18 protein-coding genes are annotated in these 20,225 nt (G+C 40.4%); 14 read left to right on the top strand and 4 right to left on the bottom strand.

Annotated features, from left to right (window positions below; all coding sequences use genetic code 11):
* Position 1 precedes the first annotated feature (1 nt).
* Both O3655_RS01070 and O3655_RS01075 read right to left on the bottom strand, forming a co-directional pair.
* Positions 2-961: a ribose-phosphate diphosphokinase gene (locus tag O3655_RS01070; protein ID WP_001283843.1), complete on the bottom strand. Its 960-nt coding sequence runs from the start codon at positions 959-961 to the stop codon at positions 2-4.
* Between the two features lie 111 nt (positions 962-1,072).
* A complete protein-coding gene (locus tag O3655_RS01075; protein ID WP_042902226.1) occupies positions 1,073-1,642 on the bottom strand; it encodes a CYTH domain-containing protein in 570 nt (189 codons plus the stop codon).
* Between the two features lie 128 nt (positions 1,643-1,770).
* Between O3655_RS01075 and O3655_RS01080 the strand changes: the two genes are divergently transcribed.
* From O3655_RS01080 to O3655_RS01120, 9 genes are all read left to right on the top strand, one after another.
* The gene (locus O3655_RS01080) at positions 1,771-2,442 is read left to right on the top strand and encodes a GTP pyrophosphokinase family protein (protein ID WP_000151555.1); all 672 of its coding nucleotides are present in this window, start codon (positions 1,771-1,773) and stop codon (positions 2,440-2,442) included.
* A complete protein-coding gene (locus tag O3655_RS01085) occupies positions 2,426-3,244 on the top strand; it encodes an NAD kinase (protein WP_042902228.1) in 819 nt (272 codons plus the stop codon). The genes O3655_RS01080 and O3655_RS01085 overlap by 17 nt, the downstream gene beginning before the upstream one ends.
* Entirely contained in the window at positions 3,241-4,137 is an 897-nt protein-coding gene (locus O3655_RS01090; protein ID WP_308697010.1) for an RluA family pseudouridine synthase, read from the top strand. Before O3655_RS01085 ends, O3655_RS01090 begins: the two co-directional genes overlap by 4 nt.
* 43 nt (positions 4,138-4,180) lie before the next feature.
* A complete protein-coding gene (pta, locus tag O3655_RS01095) occupies positions 4,181-5,155 on the top strand; it encodes a phosphate acetyltransferase (RefSeq protein ID WP_042902230.1) in 975 nt (324 codons plus the stop codon).
* Between the two features lie 82 nt (positions 5,156-5,237).
* Entirely contained in the window at positions 5,238-6,416 is a 1,179-nt protein-coding gene (gene mutY, locus O3655_RS01100; RefSeq protein WP_042902231.1) for an A/G-specific adenine glycosylase, read from the top strand.
* A gap of 56 nt (positions 6,417-6,472) precedes the next feature.
* Positions 6,473-7,180 (top strand): response regulator YycF, encoded by a 708-nt coding sequence (yycF, locus tag O3655_RS01105; RefSeq protein ID WP_042902232.1) that lies wholly within the window; start codon positions 6,473-6,475, stop codon positions 7,178-7,180.
* Positions 7,173-8,522, top strand: coding sequence for a cell wall metabolism sensor histidine kinase VicK (gene vicK, locus O3655_RS01110; protein ID WP_000568720.1), 1,350 nt, complete (start codon positions 7,173-7,175; stop codon positions 8,520-8,522). Before yycF ends, vicK begins: the two co-directional genes overlap by 8 nt.
* Position 8,523: 1 nt before the next feature.
* Positions 8,524-9,333 (top strand): MBL fold metallo-hydrolase, encoded by an 810-nt coding sequence (locus O3655_RS01115; RefSeq protein WP_001290606.1) that lies wholly within the window; start codon positions 8,524-8,526, stop codon positions 9,331-9,333.
* Positions 9,334-9,420: 87 nt separating this feature from the next.
* Positions 9,421-10,194, top strand: coding sequence for a potassium channel family protein (locus O3655_RS01120; RefSeq protein ID WP_000824597.1), 774 nt, complete (start codon positions 9,421-9,423; stop codon positions 10,192-10,194).
* A 36-nt stretch (positions 10,195-10,230) separates the two neighbouring features.
* Here O3655_RS01120 and O3655_RS01125 read toward each other — a convergent pair whose 3' ends face one another.
* The gene (locus tag O3655_RS01125; RefSeq protein ID WP_000434665.1) at positions 10,231-10,578 is read right to left on the bottom strand and encodes a thiol reductase thioredoxin; all 348 of its coding nucleotides are present in this window, start codon (positions 10,576-10,578) and stop codon (positions 10,231-10,233) included.
* 111 nt (positions 10,579-10,689) lie between these two features.
* Entirely contained in the window at positions 10,690-12,408 is a 1,719-nt protein-coding gene (locus O3655_RS01130) for a phospho-sugar mutase (RefSeq protein ID WP_042902233.1), read from the bottom strand.
* A gap of 410 nt (positions 12,409-12,818) precedes the next feature.
* On the opposite strand from O3655_RS01130, the gene O3655_RS01135 reads away from it, so the two are divergent.
* The 5 genes from O3655_RS01135 (at position 12,819) to ligA (ending at position 20,127) form a co-directional block, all read left to right on the top strand.
* A complete protein-coding gene (locus O3655_RS01135) occupies positions 12,819-13,973 on the top strand; it encodes a DUF4352 domain-containing protein (RefSeq protein ID WP_049479330.1) in 1,155 nt (384 codons plus the stop codon).
* Positions 13,974-14,051: 78 nt separating this feature from the next.
* Positions 14,052-15,953: an ATP-binding cassette domain-containing protein gene (locus O3655_RS01140; protein WP_371641104.1), complete on the top strand. Its 1,902-nt coding sequence runs from the start codon at positions 14,052-14,054 to the stop codon at positions 15,951-15,953.
* Between the two features lie 3 nt (positions 15,954-15,956).
* On the top strand, positions 15,957-16,820 hold the full coding sequence (locus O3655_RS01145) for an XRE/MutR family transcriptional regulator (protein WP_042902236.1): 864 nt from the start codon (positions 15,957-15,959) through the stop codon (positions 16,818-16,820).
* Between the two features lie 80 nt (positions 16,821-16,900).
* Positions 16,901-18,079 (top strand): MFS transporter, encoded by a 1,179-nt coding sequence (locus O3655_RS01150; RefSeq protein ID WP_371641105.1) that lies wholly within the window; start codon positions 16,901-16,903, stop codon positions 18,077-18,079.
* Positions 18,080-18,168: 89 nt separating this feature from the next.
* Positions 18,169-20,127 carry an NAD-dependent DNA ligase LigA gene (gene ligA, locus O3655_RS01155; protein WP_371641106.1) on the top strand — a complete coding sequence of 653 codons (1,959 nt, stop codon included), beginning with the start codon at positions 18,169-18,171 and terminating at the stop codon, positions 20,125-20,127.
* The last annotated feature ends 98 nt before the right edge of the window (positions 20,128-20,225 follow it).

Consider the following 20,225-nt stretch of genomic DNA (forward strand, 5'->3'; position numbering starts at 1 on the left):
CTTATTTCTTTTTGTTGTAAGCAAAGAGTGGGCTGACTGGTTTTCTTTCATGGATGCGGACGATAGCATCTCCGATTAATTCGCTAGCAGTAATGTAACATACATTTTCTGGAGTTCTTTCTTTGGTCGCTACGGAGTCTGTCACAAGGATTTCTTTGATGTTTGTAGCGTCAAGAAGGTCTGCTGCACCTTCAACAAATAAACCGTGACTGGATACTGCATAAATCTCAGTTGCGCCTTCACGTTCAACGATTTTGGCTGCTTCAGAGAATGTACGACCAGTATTTAGGATGTCGTCAATCAAGATAGCTTTCTTGCCTTCAACATCCCCAATGATATAGCCTTCGTTACGATCAGAATCGTCTTGGGCGTAGTCAATGATAGCGATAGGAGCATCAAGGTATTCAGCCAAACTACGTGCACGTTTAACACCAGAGTTCTTTGGACTAACAACAACGACATCAGAGCCAAGAAGACCTTTATCACAGTAGTGCTTAGCAAATAGAGGAACAGTATAAAGATTGTCTACAGGAATGTCAAAGAAACCTTGGACCTGAACAGCATGGAGGTCAAGTGTTAGAACACGGCTTACACCAGCTTTGACAAGCATATTGGCAACTAGTTTTGCAGTGAGGGGTTCGCGAGAAGAAGCAATACGATCCTGACGAGCATAACCAAAGTAAGGAAGGACAACGTTGATACTATGAGCACTTGCACGTACACAAGCATCAACCATGATCAACAACTCCATCAAGTGGTTGCTAACGGGATAGCTAGTGGACTGGATGATGTAGACATCGTAGCCACGGACACTTTCTTCGATGTTGACCTGGATTTCGCCGTCAGAAAATTGTCGAGAGGATAATTTCCCAAGAGGTACACCAACTGTATCCGCAATCTTTTGAGCGATTTCATGGTTAGAGTTTAGGGTGAAAAGTTTCATGTTGTTTCTATCTGACATTATAGACCGTCCTCTGTAAACTTTGTGAATCTTCTTTGAGAAAGTTTTGTTTTTCAAAGCCAGATTCTTTTATTTTTATCTTTTCTATTTTACCAAAAAAAGGAGATTATTTCAGCTTTTTTTCATGCTTTTAATAAAACGAATTAATTTTGAAGGAGCTTTCTGATAGGTTATCTGATTTTCATCTAAAAATCTCTTAAAATCAGCTTTCCCTTTTTCATGGTCGGTGACTTCAAGCTCGAGTTCATAGTCCGTCTGGTCAAAGTAGTGACTTTCATCTAAGGCCATTAAGCCAATCTCAGTTTTCATTTCATAACGTAGAGTGGAAAGGCAGCCTAGAACAAGCCAGTCATGGCTTTCGATGCCAATCTTAGCGAGTTTCTCTAGAACGAGCCCTGGAGGTAGTTTTTGTTTTTCTAGGTACGATTCAGCTTCTGGAAGAGTTAGTTTCTGGTTGTATTCCATATTCCCTACAGTTTGAGGCACTTTCAAGGTCAATTCTGCCCAATCTGAAAAAGTGCGAATGCGCATGGCAACCTTCTTTTCACGCAATTGGAAATCTGGTGTGTCAATGTAGTAGTTTTTCTGAAGGACGGGTTGGATATGGGAAAACTGTTTTTTTAGATGATTATATTCCTCTTTTTTCAGAAGTGTTTTCAATTCTATTTCTAAATGTTTCATTTTTTCAACCTTTTCTATATCTTTGAAAGCGATTTATGGTATAATGGACAATGTATTTATTGTATACGAATGTACTGAAAAAATCAAAGATTTTCGACAGAGCAATCAAACATTACAAGGGAGAAAGTATGACCATAGAATGGGAAGAATTTTTAGATCCTTACATTCAGGCTGTTGGTGAATTGAAGATTAAACTTCGGGGAATTCGCAAACAGTATCGTAAGCAAAACAAGCATTCTCCGATTGAGTTTGTAACGGGTCGTGTCAAACCGATTGAAAGTATCAAAGAAAAAATGGCTCGTCGAGGAATTACATATGCAAGTCTGGAACATGATCTGCAAGACATTGCTGGTTTACGTGTCATGGTTCAGTTCGTTGATGACGTTAAAGAAGTAGTTGAGATTCTACGTAAACGCCAAGATATGAGAGTCGTTCAGGAACGAGACTATATCACTCATCGTAAGGCTTCAGGTTATCGTTCTTATCACGTGGTTGTCGAATACACGGTTGATACGATAAACGGAGCGAAGACGATTTTGGCGGAAATTCAAATACGTACTTTGGCCATGAATTTCTGGGCTACGATTGAACACTCGCTCAATTATAAATATCAGGGCGATTTTCCAGAAGAAATCAGGAAAAGACTGGAAATCACGGCCAAAATAGCCTATCAACTGGATGAAGAAATGGGTAAGATTCGTGATGATATCCAGGAAGCGCAGGCTCTCTTTGATCCATTGAGCAGAAAATTAAACGATGGTGTAGGAAATAGTGACGATACAGATGAAGAATACAGGTAAACGAGTTGACCTCATAGCAAATAGAAAGCCACAAAGTCAGAAGGTCTTGCATGAGCTGAGAGAAAAACTCAAGAAACAACATTTTATACTGAACGATACCAATCCCGACATCGTCATTTCGATTGGTGGCGATGGAATGCTTTTGTCTGCCTTTCACAAGTATGAGAATCAGTTAGACAAGGTTCGATTTGTAGGTGTTCATACAGGGCATTTGGGATTTTACACAGATTATCGTGATTTTGAGCTGGATCAGTTGATGACCAATCTTTTACTAGATACTGGTGCCAAAGTTTCCTATCCAGTCTTGAATGTCAAGGTAACGCTTGAAAATGGAGAAGTGAAAATCTTCCGTGCTTTAAATGAAGCCAGTATCCGTCGATCAGATCGGACCATGGTTGCGGATATCATCATTAACCATGTTCCGTTTGAGAGATTTCGTGGAGATGGAGTGACTGTTTCAACGCCGACGGGAAGTACTGCCTACAACAAGTCCTTGGGTGGAGCTGTCTTGCATCCCACCATTGAAGCCTTACAGTTGACGGAAATAGCAAGTCTTAACAACCGAGTCTATCGCACTCTGGGATCATCAATCATTATTCCCAAAAAAGATAAGATTGAACTTTTGCCGACACGCAATGATTACCACACGATATCAGTCGATAACAGCGTCTATTCCTTCCGTAATATCGAACGGATTGAGTACCAAATCGACCATCATAAGATTCACTTCCTAGCGACTCCAAGTCACACTAGTTTCTGGAATCGTGTCAAAGATGCCTTCATCGGCGAGGTGGATGAATGAGGTTCGAATTTACCGCAGATGAGCACGTCAAAGTCAAAACTTTCCTCAAGAAACACGAGGTTTCTAAGGGACTTTTGGCTAAGATTAAGTTTCGAGGCGGGGCTATTCTAGTCAATGGCCAACCTCAAAATGCGACTTATCTCTTAGATGTTGGAGACAGGGTAACTATTGATATTCCAGCAGAGGAAGGATTTGAGAGCCTTGAAGCTATTGATCGACCACTCGATATCTTGTATGAGGATGACCATTTTCTGGTTTTAAATAAGCCTTATGGAGTAGCTTCCATCCCCAGTGTTAATCATTCCAATACCATTGCTAATTTTATCAAGGGTTACTATGTCAAGCAAAACTATGAAAACCAGCAAGTTCATATCGTGACTAGGCTTGATAGAGATACATCTGGTTTGATGCTCTTTGCCAAGCACGGCTACGCTCATGCACGTTTAGACAAGCAGTTGCAACGAAAGTCTATCGAAAAACGTTACTTTGCTTTAGTTAAAGGAGCTGGTGTCTTGGAGCCTGAAGGGGAGATTATCGTCCCGATTGCGCGTGATGAAGATTCCATTATCACAAGACGGGTTGCCAAAGGTGGGAAATACGCCCATACATCTTACAAAGTTGTATCGTCTTATGGAAATATTCACCTAGTCGATATTCGCCTGCATACTGGGCGAACCCACCAAATCCGAGTGCATTTTTCTCATATTGGCTTTCCTCTTTTAGGAGACGATCTCTATGGAGGCAGCCTAGACGACGGTATTCAGCGCCAGGCCTTGCATTGTCATTATTTATCTTTTTATCATCCCTTTCTAGAGCAAGATTTGCAGCTAGAAAGCCCCTTACCGGATGATTTCAGCAATCTTATTACTCAGTTATCAACTAATACTCTTTAAACACTATTTGGAGTATAATTTATTTTCTTAAAGGAGAAAACTCATGGAAGTTTTTGAAAGTCTCAAAGCCAACCTGGTTGGCAAAAATGCTCGTATCGTTCTCCCTGAAGGGGAAGAGCCTCGTATTCTTCAAGCGACAAAACGCTTGGTAAAAGAAACAGAAGTAATCCCTGTTTTGCTTGGAAATCCTGAAAAAGTTAAAATTTATCTTGAAATTGAAGGAATCATGGATGGTTATGAAGTCATTGACCCTCAACACTATCCTCGATTTGAAGAAATGGTTGCTGCTTTAGTAGAGCGTCGTAAGGGCAAAATGACTGAAGAAGAAGCGCGCAAAGTTTTGGTTGAAGACGTCAATTACTTTGGTGTTATGTTGGTATACTTGGGCTTGGTTGACGGTATGGTATCTGGTGCGATTCACTCAACTGCCTCAACAGTTCGCCCAGCCCTTCAAATCATTAAAACTCGTCCAAATGTAACTCGTACTTCAGGTGCCTTCCTCATGGTACGTGGTACGGAACGTTACCTATTTGGTGACTGTGCCATTAACATCAATCCAGATGCAGAAGCCTTGGCTGAAATTGCGATCAACTCAGCAATCACAGCTAAGATGTTTGGTATTGAACCTAAAATTGCTATGCTAAGCTATTCTACTAAAGGTTCAGGATTTGGTGAAAGTGTTGATAAGGTCGTAGAAGCAACTAAAATTGCTCACGACTTGCGCCCTGACCTTGAGATTGATGGTGAATTGCAATTTGACGCTGCCTTTGTTCCTGAAACTGCAGCTCTAAAAGCTCCAGGAAGTAACGTAGCTGGCCAAGCAAATGTCTTTATCTTCCCAGGTATCGAAGCCGGAAATATCGGTTACAAGATGGCTGAGCGCCTTGGTGGTTTTGCGGCTGTCGGACCTGTTTTACAAGGTTTGAACAAACCTGTTAACGACCTTTCTCGTGGATGTAATGCAGATGATGTGTACAAGTTGACCCTTATCACAGCAGCTCAAGCAGTTCATCAATAAGATTTAGTCCTCTTTCCCATGGGAAGAGGCTTTTTAGTACTGAGAAAAGGACAGTTAGAAGCTTCTATGTTATACTAGATATATGTTAGATTTGAAAGAATACGGTATCGTCATGTGGCCGGAGGAGAAGATCATTTCTTTTCGTGAGAAACTCCTCAGTTGGTATGATGAAAACAAGCGAGATTTACCTTGGCGGAGAAGTAAAAATCCTTATCACATCTGGGTATCTGAAATCATGCTTCAGCAGACCAGAGTGGATACAGTTATTCCATACTACGAACGATTCTTGGACTGGTTTCCAACTGTTGAAAGTCTGGCCAATGCCCCTGAAGAGCGTCTGCTGAAGGCTTGGGAAGGTTTGGGTTATTATTCTCGAGTGCGCAATATGCAGGCTGCAGCTCAGCAGATTATGACTGACTTTGGGGGGCAATTTCCAAATACCTATGAAGGAATATCTTGCCTGAAAGGGATTGGCCCTTACACTGCGGGAGCTATTTCTAGTATCGCTTTTAATTTGCCTGAGCCAGCGGTTGATGGCAATGTCATGCGGGTTTTGGCACGCTTATTTGAGGTTAATCATGATATCGGAGTTCCCAGCAATCGCAAAATTTTTCAGGCAATGATGGAAATCTTGATTGACCCAAAACGACCAGGTGACTTTAACCAAGCTCTGATGGATTTAGGGTCTGACATAGAGGCTCCAGTTAACCCTCGACCAGAAGAAAGCCCTGTTAAGGATTTTAGCGCAGCGTATCAGAATGGCACCATGGGTCGTTATCCGATTAAAGAACCCAAGAAAAAGCCCCTGCCAATTTATCTCAAGGCTTTGGTTGTACGCAATGACCAAGGACAATTTTTACTAGAGAAAAATGAAAGCGAGAAACTGCTAGCTGGTTTTTGGCATTTCCCATTGATTGAAGTTGATGATTTTTCAAGTGATGACAATCAACTAGATCTCTTTTCACAAGTCACAGAGGAAAGCAGAGTATTTGGGCCAAGTCCTCAAGAAAACTTTGAGCAAGATTATGATTTAGAAGTGAATTGGTCCCAGCAAGTATTTGACCAGGTCAAGCATGTATTTAGTCATCGGAAATGGCATATTCAAATCATCGCTGGTCAAGTGACGGAAACAAAACAGTTTTCGGACAGAGAAATTCGCTGGGTTTCTCCTCAGGAGTTTTCTGATTATCCACTTGCGAAACCTCAACAAAAAATTTGGCAGGCTTATAAAACAAATCTTGAAGATGAAGGCCTACAGTAGCCATTTGTGCCTTCTTTACATTTTTTTGTTATAATAGATAAAGAAAAGGTGATAAAATGAAAAAAATATTAATTGTAGATGATGAGAAACCAATCTCAGATATTATTAAGTTTAATATGGCCAAGGAAGGTTATGAAGTCGTTACAGCTTTCAATGGTCGTGAGGCAATCGAGCTATTTGAATCAGAGCAACCAGATATTATTATCCTTGACTTGATGCTACCTGAAATTGATGGTTTAGAAGTTGCTAAAGCTATTCGTAAGACTAGTAGCGTGCCGATTATCATGCTATCAGCTAAGGATAGCGAGTTTGACAAGGTTATTGGTTTAGAGTTAGGTGCAGACGATTATGTTACAAAACCTTTCTCAAACCGTGAGTTGCAGGCTCGTGTCAAGGCTCTGCTTCGTCGTACCGACCTGGTTTCTGTGGATAGCCAAGAGTCTGATGAGAAGAAGACGCAGCCTTTACAAATTGGTGATTTGGAAATCGTTCCAGATGCTTACGTGGCTAAGAAATATGGTGAGGAATTAGATTTGACCCACCGTGAGTTTGAACTCTTGTATCACTTGGCGTCTCATATTGGTCAAGTGATTACGCGTGAACACTTGCTTGAGACTGTATGGGGTTATGACTATTTTGGTGATGTTCGTACAGTGGACGTGACCATTAGACGCTTGCGTGAGAAAATTGAAGACACACCAAGTCGTCCAGAGTACATTCTCACACGTCGTGGTGTTGGATACTATATGAGAAATAATGATTGAAGATATTAGACAAACTATTCTGACCAGCGATTTTATCTTTATCCTGATTTTACTTGGCTTTATCCTGGTGGTGACCTTGCTGTTACTGGAAAATCGTCGGGATAATATCCGTCTAAAGGAGATAAATCAAAAGGTTAAGGACTTGATTGCAGGTGATTATTCTCAAGTTTTGGACTTGCAAGGAAGTACAGAAATCACCAATATCACCAATAATCTAAATGATTTGTCAGAAGTTATTCGTTTGACCCAAGAAAATCTGGAACAAGAGAGTAAACGATTGAACAGTATTCTTTCTTACATGACAGATGGCGTTCTTGCGACCAATCGCCGTGGCCAGATTACCATGATCAACGATATGGCCAAGAAACAGCTCGGTGTGCAGAAAGAAGATGTTCTGAATAAAAGCATCCTCGAATTACTAAAGATAGAAGATGAGTATGAGCTGCGTGACCTGATTACACAGATTCCTGAGTTGACGATTGACTCCCAGGATGTGAATGGTGAATATCTAAGCCTTCGTGTACGTTTTGCTCTGGTTCGCCGTGAGTCAGGTTTCATCTCTGGTTTGGTTGCTGTTTTACATGATACGACCGAGCAGGAGAAGGAAGAACGCGAGCGAAGACTCTTCGTTTCAAACGTGAGTCATGAGTTGAGAACTCCTTTGACCAGTGTTAAATCTTATCTTGAAGCCTTGGACGAGGGAGCCTTGTATGATCCTGTAGCCCCTGATTTTATCAAGGTTTCGCTAGATGAAACCAACCGTATGATGCGGATGGTGACAGATCTCTTGCATCTCTCTCGTATTGATAATGCGACAACTCAGTTAGATGTGGAGTTGATTAACTTTACGGCCTTCATCACCTTTATCCTTAACCGCTTTGATAAGATGAGAAGTCAGGATGACGAGAAAAAATATGAGCTTGTCAGAGATTACCCTATTAATTCAGTTTGGATCGAGATTGATACCGATAAGATGACTCAGGTGATTGATAATATTCTTAACAATGCCATCAAGTACTCACCAGATGGTGGGAAAATTACTGTCAGCATGAAAACCACTGATGACCAGATGATTTTATCTATCAAAGACCAAGGTCTAGGTATTCCAAAACAAGATTTGCCGAAGATATTTGACCGTTTTTATCGTGTGGATCGCGCAAGAAGTCGTGCACAAGGTGGAACTGGGCTAGGTCTAGCCATCGCCAAAGAAATCATCAAACAACACAATGGCTTTATTTGGGCCAAAAGTGAATACGGTAAGGGCTCAACCTTTACCATCGTGCTCCCTTATGATAAGGATGCCGTAAAAGAAGAAATATGGGAGGACGAAATAGAAGACTAGAATGAGTGAAAAAGGCTTTAAATACAGTATTTTAGCATCAGGTTCCAGTGGAAATTCCTTTTATCTGGAAACCCCAAAAAAGAAAATCCTAGTAGATGCGGGCTTGTCTGGTAAGAAAATTTCAAGTCTGCTAGCTGAAATTAATCGCAAACCTGAAGATCTGGATGCGATTCTGATTACGCATGAGCACTCAGACCATATCCATGGGGTCGGTGTCTTGGCTCGTAAATATGGCATGGATCTTTACGCCAATGAAAAGACTTGGCAGGCTATGGAAAATAGTAAGTACCTCGGCAAGGTGGACTCTTCGCAGAAGCATATTTTTGAAATGGGAAAAACCAAAACTTTTGGTGATATCGACATTGAGAGTTTTGGTGTCAGTCATGATGCGGCAGCACCACAGTTTTACCGATTTATGAAAGACGACAAGAGCTTCGTCATGCTGACCGATACAGGTTATGTAAGTGACCGTATGGCAGGAATTGTCGAGAATGCGGACGGCTACCTCATCGAGTCCAACCACGATGTGGAGATTTTGCGAGCAGGATCTTACGCTTGGCGTCTCAAACAGCGAATTCTATCGGATCTCGGTCACCTTTCTAACGAAGACGGTGCTGAGGCCATGATTCGTGCAATGGGAAATCGAACAAAGAAAATCTATCTTGGTCACTTGTCCAAAGAGAACAATATCAAGGAGCTGGCTCATATGACTATGGTCAACCAGCTAGCCCAAGCGGATCTGGGAGTCGGAGTAGACTTTAAGGTTTATGATACCTCACCAGATACTGCAACACCATTGACAGATATATAAAAAAGAAGGCGAGTGCCTTCTTTTGTTTTGTACTTTGTCAGGAATTTAGTGTGGTATAATGATTAAAAAAACTAAAGGAGTAGCAGTGTGAAGAGAAAATGGCTATTAAAGGATTACTATGACACAACGATTATCATACTTGCATTGATATCCGTTGTCCTTGTCTTGCTTGGATTTGCTGAGATGATTGATTTGGATAATCCACCCTATAGTATTATTGACTTACTACTTTGGTTTATCTTTGTGGTGGATTATGGCTGGCGTTTCTTTACAAGTAAGGAAAAGTGGCGATTTCTTCTTGAAAATATTTTTGACTTGCTAGCTATCCTTCCTTTGAATGCTATTTTTACAGTATTTCGATTAGGGCGAATCTTCCGCTTAGCAAGGCTGACAAAATTACTGAAACTAACTCGTCTTTTAAGAGTCGTTGGATTGACTGGCAAGTTGGAAAAGAAGGTTGGAAAACTCTTACGAACAAATGGCTTACTTTATATTTTCTATCTCAATTCCTTTATTGTACTGGTAGGTAGTTCAATTTTATCTGTTGTTGAAGAAAAATCATTCTCAGATAGTCTTTGGTGGGCGCTTGTGACTGTAACGACTGTTGGTTATGGAGATATTGTTCCTGCGTCGATTTTTGGGAAGTGGTTAGCTGTTTTACTAATGCTTGTTGGTATTGGCACAATAGGGATGTTAACGAGTGCCTTGACAAACTTTTTTGTAAAGGATAATCCATTTGATCAGATAAAGCTTGATAAACTTCAAGACGAATTAATAACTCAAAGAATATTACTAGAGAAACAATCTGAGAAGATAGAAGAACTGCATAGAATGATACAAGACTTGCTTGAAAAAAAGTAATTTAGACTATACAAAAACCACTCGACGAGTGGTTTTTTACAATCCTGCAAATTCTTTGATTTCTTGTGCGGACATAGAAGAGTCGCAACGGACATTGATTTGGCCATCTGCAATGTGAACGAAGCCTGGTACAGTTGGAATTCCATAGCGTGAACGGAATTCTTGTAACTCATTGAGTTGGCTTGGTTCTTCACTGTTGATGAAGTAGATGTGAGCTTTAGTTTCAGCTACGACACCTGCCAAGGTACCTGCGAATTTACGGCAGTAAGGGCAAGTTTTACGACCAATAAAGAAGGTTGCAGTTTCTTTCTTATCAAGAGCTTCTTGTGCACGCGCAACTGTAGTTACTTCAAGGTCTTTGGTGTTTTCTAAAAATTGTTCCATGAGATTACCTCGCTTTCATTGATAAGTCTAGTATGCCATAAAGTTTCTAAAAATGCTTAGATTTGATACGAAAAAAAGATGAGACTGGTTGGTCTCATCTTTTTTAGAGCTTTATTTTACAAAAGCATTGATTTCTGCTTCGATGTTGGCAATCTTAGCTTGTGAATCTTCATTGCTTTCACCCACAACAGCAATGTAGAATTTGATTTTTGGTTCTGTACCTGAAGGGCGAACTGCAATCCATGAACCGTCAGCAAGTGTATATTTCAACACATCACTTGGAGGAGTTGTCAAGTTTGTAACAGTACCATCAGCAGCAGTAGCAGTTTGAGCCTTGAAGTCTTCTACGACAGTGATAGCTGTTGCATTCCATTCTTTTGGAGCATTGTTACGGAACTTAGCCATGATTTCCTTGATTTGTTCTGCACCATCAACACCAGAAAGGGTAACAGAGATAGTCTTTTCAGCGTAGTAGCCGTATTCTTTGTAGATTTCTTCGATACCGTCAGCAAGTGTCAAACCACGTGAACGGTAGTAGGCAGCAAGCTCAGCAACGACAAGAACGGCTTGGATGGCGTCTTTATCACGTACGAATGGTTTAATCAAGTAACCGAAGCTTTCTTCAAATCCCATCATGTAAGTGTGATTGTGTTTTTCTTCAAATTCTTGGATTTTCTCTGCGATAAATTTGAAACCTGTCAAAACGTTGAACATGGTTGCGCCGTAGCTTTCAGCAATCTTCGTTACCAAGTCAGTTGATACGATGGATTTGCAGAGAGCTGCATTTTCAGGAAGAGTTCCAGCATTTTTGTGGGCTTCCAAGATGTATTTAGCCATGATAGCACCGATTTGGTTACCTGAAAGGTTAAGGTAGCTACCATCTTTTTGAAGAACTTCAACACCAACACGGTCAGCGTCAGGGTCAGTTGCAACAAGCACATCTGCACCAACTTGACGACCAAGTTCTTCAGCAAGGGCGAAGGCTGCTTGGCTTTCTGGGTTTGGAGATTTTACAGTTGAGAAGTCAGGATCAGCAGTTGCTTGTGCTTCAACAACTTGAACAGAGTCAAATCCTGCTTGAGCAAGAGCACGACGAGCCAACATTTCACCCGTACCATGAAGTGGTGTGTAGACAATCTTCATGTCTTTACCGAATTCTTCGATCAAGGCTGGGTTGATGTTTACGTCTTTAACTTCTTTAAGGTATTCTGCATCAACAGCTTCGCCGATAACTTCAATCAAGCCAGAAGCTTTTTCCGCTTCTACATCGGCAACTTCCACAGCGAATGGATTTTCGATAGCACGAATGTAAGTAGTCAAAGCGTCCGCGTCATGTGGAGGCATTTGTCCACCGTCTTCACCGTAAACCTTGTAACCGTTAAATGGAGCAGGGTTATGGCTGGCAGTAATCATGATACCTGCAAAACAGTTGAGGTGACGAACTGCAAATGACAGTTCTGGAGTTGGACGGAGGCTTTCAAATACGTAAGATTTGATACCGTGTTTAGCAAGAACTGCCGCAGATTCAAAGGCAAACTCAGGTGAGAAGTGACGGCTATCGTAGGCAATTGCTACACCACGTTCTTTTTCGTTTCCACCTTTTGACTCAATCAAACGAGCCAAACCTTCGGTAGCTTGACGAACAACGTAGATATTGATGCGGTTTGTACCAGCACCGATCAAACCACGCATACCAGCGGTACCAAATTCAAGATTGGTATAAAAGGCATCTTCCTTTGTTTTTTCGTCCATATTGATTAAATCTTGACGAAGGTAGTCTGGAAGGTCAGCAAAATCGACCCATTTTTGATAATTTTCTTGGTAAGTCATAGAGTGTCTCCTTTGTTTATTTGCTTTAATCGCTTTCATTATATCACGATTTGACATTTTAGTAAAACGTTAGCATAACTTAAAATGTAGGAAATTAACTTTTGCACTTTAGCGGGAAAATGGTGGGGACTGTGCTTACTTATACTAAGTTAGGGATGAAAATTAATTATTAGATACTTTATAACATGAAAGTTTATAATTCATTTTGTAGGTTTGTTGAAGAAAAAAATCAAAAATATTGTTATATTCTATTCTTTTTATAAAGAATCCTTTAATGCATCAAATGAACAGATAGAAAAATTTAAGTTAAAACTCTATAAATTTAAGATATTTTGAAAATATCTGGTTTCTGTTTTGATTTTTATTCTGCGTATGGTAAAATATAGTAAATCATTAAAGGAGAATCCATTATGAAAAAAATTCTTAAGCATTCTGCCTTGCTTTTATCAGCTTTAGCACTGGTTGCCTGTGGAGCTCAAAAAAAAGCAAGCGACAATGGTACAGCTTCAAACTCTAACTTTGAGGTTTCTGTAAAAGACGGTATGTATGTATTGCCTAAAGATGAGGATTCATCATCAACATACCTTGCACTTCAAGTCGAAATCAAGAACAATCGTGATAAACAGTTTAGTTTTACTAGCCAAGATATCACGCTATACAATGAAAAGGATGAAAAATTACAACCAATTCAAGTTTATGAAAGCGACAGTAAAACGAAATTTATGTCATATGGTGACAGTCTTTCTAAAGGAAAGAGCGTTGCTGGTTATGTAGTGTATGAAGTCGATAAGAATGCTAAGTATGAACTTCACTTTGCACCTAGCTTTTACGATGACATCAAAGAAAATTCTAAAAAGAATAACGATGTAGCAATCAAGGTGGATCCAAGTCAGTATGAAGACAATATTGATGAAGCGAAAGATGTAATGAAAAAATATGTCGATGCTGTTTACCTTAATGGGGAAAGTTCTGGTGGTGGAACGAACCTAAGTGCTACTGATAATAAGTCACAAGTTGTTGCGCTTGCTGATGATAAAAAATCTTCTGATAATAGTGCTGAATTCACAAACGATGCGAAAGCTGATAAAGAAGAGTTTATCAAGAAATTTACAGAATCGTTCGGAAAAGGCTTCTATAACTACAAACCGTCTGATTCAGAACTTAGAACATTCGCAGATGCTTACATCAAAGCAAATGCTAAGAGAGCAAAAGTTGATTACAAGGTGAAGACATACTTGCCAGACTATGCTGTTGTTTATGTTAGACCAGAAACAATCGACTTGGATAACTTGAATGTTTATGAATTGAGCCGTAAATTCTACGAAGAAAACAAAGGTAAATATAGCAACTACTCTGAAGCTATGAAAGCTGGTGAAAAATACATTTTAGAAAATGCACCAAGTCAATTTGATTCAACTCCTCTAGACACTAGTGATAACATGAAGAAAGAGGGTTATGAAATTAAAATGACTAAGAAAGATGGAAAATGGACCATCGATACCTCTTCTAAAAACTATGAATTGAAAGATATGGCTCGCACATTCCGTGGAGGCATTGGATACTAAGATGAAAGGTTCGAGTTTATGACTCGAACTTTTTTCGTTGCAATTGTGCAAAAGAGAAAAAGATAGTAAAATAGAGATATGATTATTTTACAAGCTAATAAAATTGAACGATCTTTTGCTGGTGAGGTTCTTTTTGAACATATCAACCTGCAAGTAGATGAACGAGACCGAATTGCTCTTATTGGGAAAAATGGTGCAGGTAAGTCTACTCTTTTAAAGATTTTGGTTGGAGAAGAGGAGCCAACTAGTGGAGAAATTAATAAGAAAAAAGATATCTCTCTGTCTTACCTAGCCCAAGATAGCCGTTTTGAGTCTGAAAATACCATTTATGATGAAATGCTTCACGTCTTTGATGACTTGCGTCGGGCAGAGACACAACTGCGTCAAATGGAATTAGAGATGGGTGAAAAGTCGGGTGAAGATTTGGATAAACTGATGGCGGATTATGATCGTTTGTCAGAGAATTTCCGCCAGGATGGTGGCTTTACTTACGAAGCTGATATTCGAGCGATTTTGAATGGATTCAAGTTTGACGAGTCTATGTGGCAGATGAAAATTGCTGAGCTTTCAGGTGGTCAAAATACTCGTCTTGCACTGGCTAAAATGCTCCTTGAAAAGCCAAATCTCTTGGTCTTGGACGAGCCAACCAACCACTTGGATATCGAAACCATTGCCTGGTTGGAAAATTACCTAGTAAATTATAGTGGTGCACTCATTATTGTCAGTCACGACCGTTACTTTTTGGATAAGGTTGCGACGGTTACACTCGATTTGACTAAGCATTCCTTAGATCGTTATGTAGGTAATTACTCTCGTTTTGTTGAGTTGAAGGAGCAAAAGCTAGCTACTGAGGCAAAAAACTATGAAAAGCAACAAAAGGAAATCGCTGCTCTAGAAGACTTTGTCAATCGCAATCTAGTCCGAGCTTCAACGACCAAACGTGCTCAATCTCGCTGTAAACAACTAGAAAAAATGGAGCGTTTGGACAAGCCTGAAGCTGGCAAGAAATCAGCCAACATGACCTTCCAGTCGGAAAAAACATCTGGTAATGTTGTCTTGACAGTTGAAAATGCAGCTATTGGTTATGATGGGGAAATACTGTCAGAACCTATCAACCTAGACCTCCGTAAGATGAATGCTGTTGTGATTGTCGGACCAAACGGCATTGGGAAGTCAACCTTTATCAAGTCAATAGTAGACCAGATCCCTTTTATCAAGGGAGAGAAGCGTTTTGGTGCCAATGTTGAGGTTGGATACTATGATCAGACTCAAAGTAAGCTAACACCAAGTAATACTGTACTCGATGAACTCTGGAATGATTTTAAACTGACACCTGAAGTTGAAATCCGCAACCGCCTTGGTGCCTTCCTTTTCTCAGGAGATGATGTTAAAAAGTCAGTCGGAATGCTGTCAGGTGGCGAGAAAGTTCGTTTGTTGCTTGCCAAACTTTCAATGGAAAACAATAACTTCCTGATTTTGGACGAGCCGACCAACCACTTGGATATTGATAGCAAGGAAGTGTTGGAAAATGCCCTGATTGACTTTGATGGAACCCTTCTGTTTGTCAGCCACGACCGTTATTTCATCAACCGAGTAGCCACTCATGTTTTGGAATTGTCTGAGAATGGTTCGACTCTTTACTTGGGAGATTATGACTACTATGTTGAGAAGAAAGCAGAAGTAGAAGCGATTCAGACAGAAGAAGCTTCAACTAGCAATCAAGCAAAAGAAGCAAGTCCAGCCAATGATTATCAAGCACAGAAAGAAAGTCAAAAAGAAGCCCGTAAGCTCATGCGCCAAATCGAGAGTTTAGAGGCTGAAATCGAAGAGTTAGAAACTCAAAGTCAAGCCATTTCTGAACAAATGCTGGAAACCAATGATGCTGAAAAGCTCATGGAATTGCAGGCTGAACTGGATAAAATCAGCCATCGTCAGGAAGAAGCTATGCTTGAGTGGGAAGAATTATCGGAGCAGGTGTAAGAAATGGAACATCTTGGAAAGGTATTTCGTGAATTTCGAACAAGTGGGAAATACTCCTTAAAAGAGGCGGCAGGTAAATCATGTTCAACTTCTCAATTATCTCGCTTCGAGCTTGGGGAGTCTGATCTAGCAGTTTCTCGTTTCTTTGAGATTTTGGATAATATTCATGTGACTATTGAAAATTTCATGGACAAGGCTAGGGATTTTCAAAATCATGAACATGTTGCCTTGATGGCACAGATTATTCCGCTTTACTACTCAAATGATATTGCAGGTTTTCAAAAGCTTCAAAGAGAACAACTTGAAAAGGCTAAGAGTTCGACCAATCCCCTCTATTTTAAGCTGAATTGGATTCTGCTACAAGGACTGATTTGTCAAAGAGATGCTTATTACACGATGAGGCAGAGTGATTTGGAAAAGGTAGCAGATTATCTTTTTCAAACAGAAGAATGGACTATGTATGAGTTGATTCTTTTCGGAAATCTCTATACTTTCTACAATGTGGACTATGTGGCTCGAATTGGCAGAGAAGTGATGGAGAGGGAAGACTACTACAAGGAAATTGGTCGGCATCGAAAACTTGTTTTGATTTTAGCTCTTAACTGTTACCAGCATTGTTTGGAAAATCGATCCTTTGCGGATGCGGACTATTTTGAGGGCTATGTGGAGAAGTTAATTGGAAATGGTATCAAGCTTTATGAGCGCAATATCTTCCATTATCTCAAAGGTTTTGCCCTCTACCAGAGAGACTTGAAAGAAGAAGGTTGTTGTCAGATGCAGGAAGCCATGCATATTTTTGATGTACTTGGACTTCCAGAGCAAGTGGCCTACTATCAGGAACATTATGAAAAATTTGTAAATGCTTAAATTTCCCAAATAAGGGAAAAATAAAGAGACTCCTTTCAGTTTTGATACAATAGTTTCAAAATTTGAGAGGAGCTTTTTATATGAATCGACATGCAATCCAGTTGATTAGTCGTGGGGCTATTAATAAGATAGGGAATATGCTCTATGATTATGGAAATAGTGTTTGGTTAGCATCAATGGGAACGGTAGGACAGACTGTTCTTGGGATTTACCAGATTTCTGAGTTGGTTACATCGATTCTAGTCAATCCCTTTGGCGGAGTGATTTCAGACCGCTTTTCGCGTCGCAAAATTTTGATGACGACAGACTTAATTTGTGGCGTTCTTTGCTTAGCTATTTCTTTCATCAGAAATGATAGCTTGATGATTGCTGCTCTGATCTTCGCAAATATTGTTCAGGCGGTTGCCTTTGCATTTTCTCGTACAGCCAACAAAGCCATTATAACTGAGGTTGTAGAGAAAGACGAGATAGTGACCTATAACTCTCGCTTGGAGTTAGTTTTGCAGGTTGTAGGCGTTAGCTCCCCTGTACTTTCTTTCATCGTTTTACAATTTGCCAGTCTCCATATGACACTCGTTTTAGATGCCATTAGTTTTTTCATCGCATTTATCTTAGTAGCTTTCCTCCCCAAAAAAGAGGCTAAGGAACAAGTGAAAAGGACTCTCAGCTGGAAAAATATTTTTGCTGATATGAAAGAAGGGATTCGCTATATTTGGCGCCAGCAAGAGATCTTTTTCCTTTTGGTAGTAGCTTCTAGTGTTAATTTCTTTTTTGCAGCTTTTGAATTTCTCCTTCCTTTTTCAAATCGACTATACGGGGTAGAAGGAGCTTATGCAACTATTTTGACTATGGGCGCTATTGGTTCGATTATCGGAGCTCTTCTAGCTAGCAAAATAAAGGCAGGTGTTTATAATCTTTTGATTCTATTGGCCTTGACTGGAGTTGGAGTTTTTATGATGGGGTTACCATTGCCAACTTTTCTTTCCTTTTCTGGAAATTTAGTTTGTGAACTGTTTATGACGATATTTAATATTCACTTTTTTACTCAGGTGCAAACCAAGGTTGAGGGGGAATACTTGGGAAGAGTACTAAGCACCATTTTTACCTTAGCCATCCTATTTATGCCGATTGCAAAAGGCTTTATGACGGTGCTACCAAGTGTCCATCTCTCTTCTTTTCTGATAATTGGAAGCGGGGTTATTGTCCTGTCTTGTCTATCCCTCGTTTATGTGCGAAGTCATTTTGAAAAAGAGTTATAATTTCTCTTTTTTAGAAAATATTACACTACAAACCATTTTTCAGTCCTTCTCTATTGTGAGGAGGGCTTGCTTTGTGGTAAAATGGGATTATGAATGAAAGAATGAATGAGTTAGTTGCCTTACTTAACCGCTATGCGACCGAGTACTATACGAGTGACAATCCCTCGGTTTCAGATAGTGAGTATGATCGCCTCTACCGAGAGTTGGTCGAATTGGAAGCCGCCTATCCGGATCAAGTTTTAGCGGACAGTCCGACCCATCGTGTTGGTGGTAAGGTTTTAGATGGTTTTGAAAAATACAGTCATCAGTATCCTCTTTATAGTTTGCAGGATGCTTTTTCACGTGAAGAGTTAGAAGCTTTTGATGCGCGTGTTCGAAAGGAATTGCCCCAACCGACCTATATTTGCGAGCTGAAAATCGATGGTTTGTCTATCTCGCTTACGTATGAAAAGGGAATTTTGGTAGTCGGTGCGACACGTGGGGATGGTTCTGTTGGTGAAAATATCACAGAGAACCTCAAGCGTGTCAAGGACATTCCTTTGACCTTGCCAGAAGAACTTGATATCACTGTTCGTGGAGAGTGTTACATGCCACGCGCTTCATTTGACCAGGTTAACCAAGCTCGCCAAGAAAATGGAGAGCCTGAATTTGCTAATCCTCGTAACGCAGCTGCAGGAACCCTCCGTCAGCTGGATACAGCAGTAGTGGCCAAACGCAATCTTGCGACTTTCCTCTATCAAGAAGCCAGCCCTTCTACTCGTGATAGTCAAGAAAAAGTCTTGGAGCATCTTGAACAGCTTGGTTTTGTAGTTAATCCTAAACGAATATTGGCTCAAAGTATAGATGAGGTATGGGATTTTATCCAAGAAGTAGGACAAGAACGGGAGAAACTGCCTTACGATATCGATGGGGTGGTCATCAAGGTTAACGACCTAGCAGGTCAAGAAGAGCTTGGCTTTACCGTTAAAGCGCCTAAGTGGGCAATCGCCTATAAATTTCCCGCTGAAGAAAAAGAAGCCCAGCTCCTTTCAGTTGACTGGACAGTAGGTCGTACGGGTGTTGTGACTCCGACTGCCAATCTAACACCTGTTCAGCTTGCTGGGACAACTGTTAGCCGTGCAACCTTGCATAATGTAGATTATATCGCTGAAAAGGATATCCGAAAAGATGATACGGTAATCGTTTATAAGGCTGGAGATATCATCCCTGCTGTTCTGCGTGTGGTAGAGTCCAAGCGTGTTTCTGAAGAAAAACTAGATATTCCGACTAATTGTCCAAGTTGTGATAGCCAGTTGCTTCACTTTGAAGATGAAGTGGCTCTTCGTTGTATCAATCCACGCTGTCCTGCTCAAATCATGGAAGGCTTGATTCACTTTGCTTCTCGAGACGCCATGAATATTACGGGTCTTGGTCCATCTATCGTCGAAAAGCTTTTTGCTGCTAATCTGGTTAAGGATGTGGCAGATATTTACCGTTTGAAAGAAAACGATTTCCTTCTTTTAGAAGGCGTCAAGGAAAAGTCTGCTTCTAAACTATATCAGGCCATTCAAGCATCCAAGGAAAACTCTGCTGAAAAGCTCTTGTTTGGTCTGGGAATTCGCCATGTCGGAAGCAAGGCTAGTCAGCTCTTGCTCCAACATTTCCACTCTATTGAAAATCTAGCCCAAGCTGATCCTGAGGAAGTAGCAAGTATTGAAAGTTTGGGTAGTGTGATTGCTCAAAGTCTTCAAACTTATTTTGCTACAGAAGGATCAAAGATTCTCTTAGACGAGTTGAAAGAAGCTGGAGTCAATCTGGACTACAAAGGACAGACAGTAGTGGCAGATGCGGCCTTGTCAGGTTTGACAATTGTATTAACTGGTAAATTGGAACGTCTCACACGTTCTGAAGCCAAAAATAAACTCGAAAGTCTAGGTGCCAAAGTCACAGGCAGTGTATCTAAGAAAACGAATCTTGTCGTAGCAGGAGCAGATGCAGGAAGCAAGCTCCAAAAAGCACAAGAACTTGGTATCGAAGTTCGAGATGAGGCCTGGCTAGAAAGTTTGTAAAGAATAGTTGAAAAATTGATGTCAGATAGTCTGGAACTATCTCTCCTGATGTGTTTTTATATCTATTAAAGCTATTCTCTATTGTGCTGAAATTCCCG

Origin of the sequence: Streptococcus sp. 27098_8_70, from assembly GCF_041432215.1 — a bacterium.
GTDB lineage: Bacteria > Bacillota > Bacilli > Lactobacillales > Streptococcaceae > Streptococcus > Streptococcus oralis_CP.

Excerpts from the sequence above, each read along its gene's own strand:
- O3655_RS01070 (WP_001283843.1), bottom strand. The coding sequence starts at position 961 with ATGTCAGATAGAAACAACATGAAACTTTTCACCCTAAACTCTAACCAT.
- O3655_RS01075 (WP_042902226.1), bottom strand. The coding sequence starts at position 1,642 with ATGAAACATTTAGAAATAGAATTGAAAACACTTCTGAAAAAAGAGGAA.
- O3655_RS01080 (WP_000151555.1), top strand. The coding sequence starts at position 1,771 with ATGACCATAGAATGGGAAGAATTTTTAGATCCTTACATTCAGGCTGTT.
- O3655_RS01085 (WP_042902228.1), top strand. The coding sequence starts at position 2,426 with ATGAAGAATACAGGTAAACGAGTTGACCTCATAGCAAATAGAAAGCCA.
- O3655_RS01090 (WP_308697010.1), top strand. The coding sequence starts at position 3,241 with ATGAGGTTCGAATTTACCGCAGATGAGCACGTCAAAGTCAAAACTTTC.
- pta (WP_042902230.1), top strand. The coding sequence starts at position 4,181 with ATGGAAGTTTTTGAAAGTCTCAAAGCCAACCTGGTTGGCAAAAATGCT.
- mutY (WP_042902231.1), top strand. The coding sequence starts at position 5,238 with ATGTTAGATTTGAAAGAATACGGTATCGTCATGTGGCCGGAGGAGAAG.
- yycF (WP_042902232.1), top strand. The coding sequence starts at position 6,473 with ATGAAAAAAATATTAATTGTAGATGATGAGAAACCAATCTCAGATATT.
- vicK (WP_000568720.1), top strand. The coding sequence starts at position 7,173 with ATGATTGAAGATATTAGACAAACTATTCTGACCAGCGATTTTATCTTT.
- O3655_RS01115 (WP_001290606.1), top strand. The coding sequence starts at position 8,524 with ATGAGTGAAAAAGGCTTTAAATACAGTATTTTAGCATCAGGTTCCAGT.
- O3655_RS01125 (WP_000434665.1), bottom strand. The coding sequence starts at position 10,578 with ATGGAACAATTTTTAGAAAACACCAAAGACCTTGAAGTAACTACAGTT.
- O3655_RS01130 (WP_042902233.1), bottom strand. The coding sequence starts at position 12,408 with ATGACTTACCAAGAAAATTATCAAAAATGGGTCGATTTTGCTGACCTT.
- O3655_RS01135 (WP_049479330.1), top strand. The coding sequence starts at position 12,819 with ATGAAAAAAATTCTTAAGCATTCTGCCTTGCTTTTATCAGCTTTAGCA.
- O3655_RS01140 (WP_371641104.1), top strand. The coding sequence starts at position 14,052 with ATGATTATTTTACAAGCTAATAAAATTGAACGATCTTTTGCTGGTGAG.
- O3655_RS01145 (WP_042902236.1), top strand. The coding sequence starts at position 15,957 with ATGGAACATCTTGGAAAGGTATTTCGTGAATTTCGAACAAGTGGGAAA.
- O3655_RS01150 (WP_371641105.1), top strand. The coding sequence starts at position 16,901 with ATGAATCGACATGCAATCCAGTTGATTAGTCGTGGGGCTATTAATAAG.
- ligA (WP_371641106.1), top strand. The coding sequence starts at position 18,169 with ATGAATGAAAGAATGAATGAGTTAGTTGCCTTACTTAACCGCTATGCG.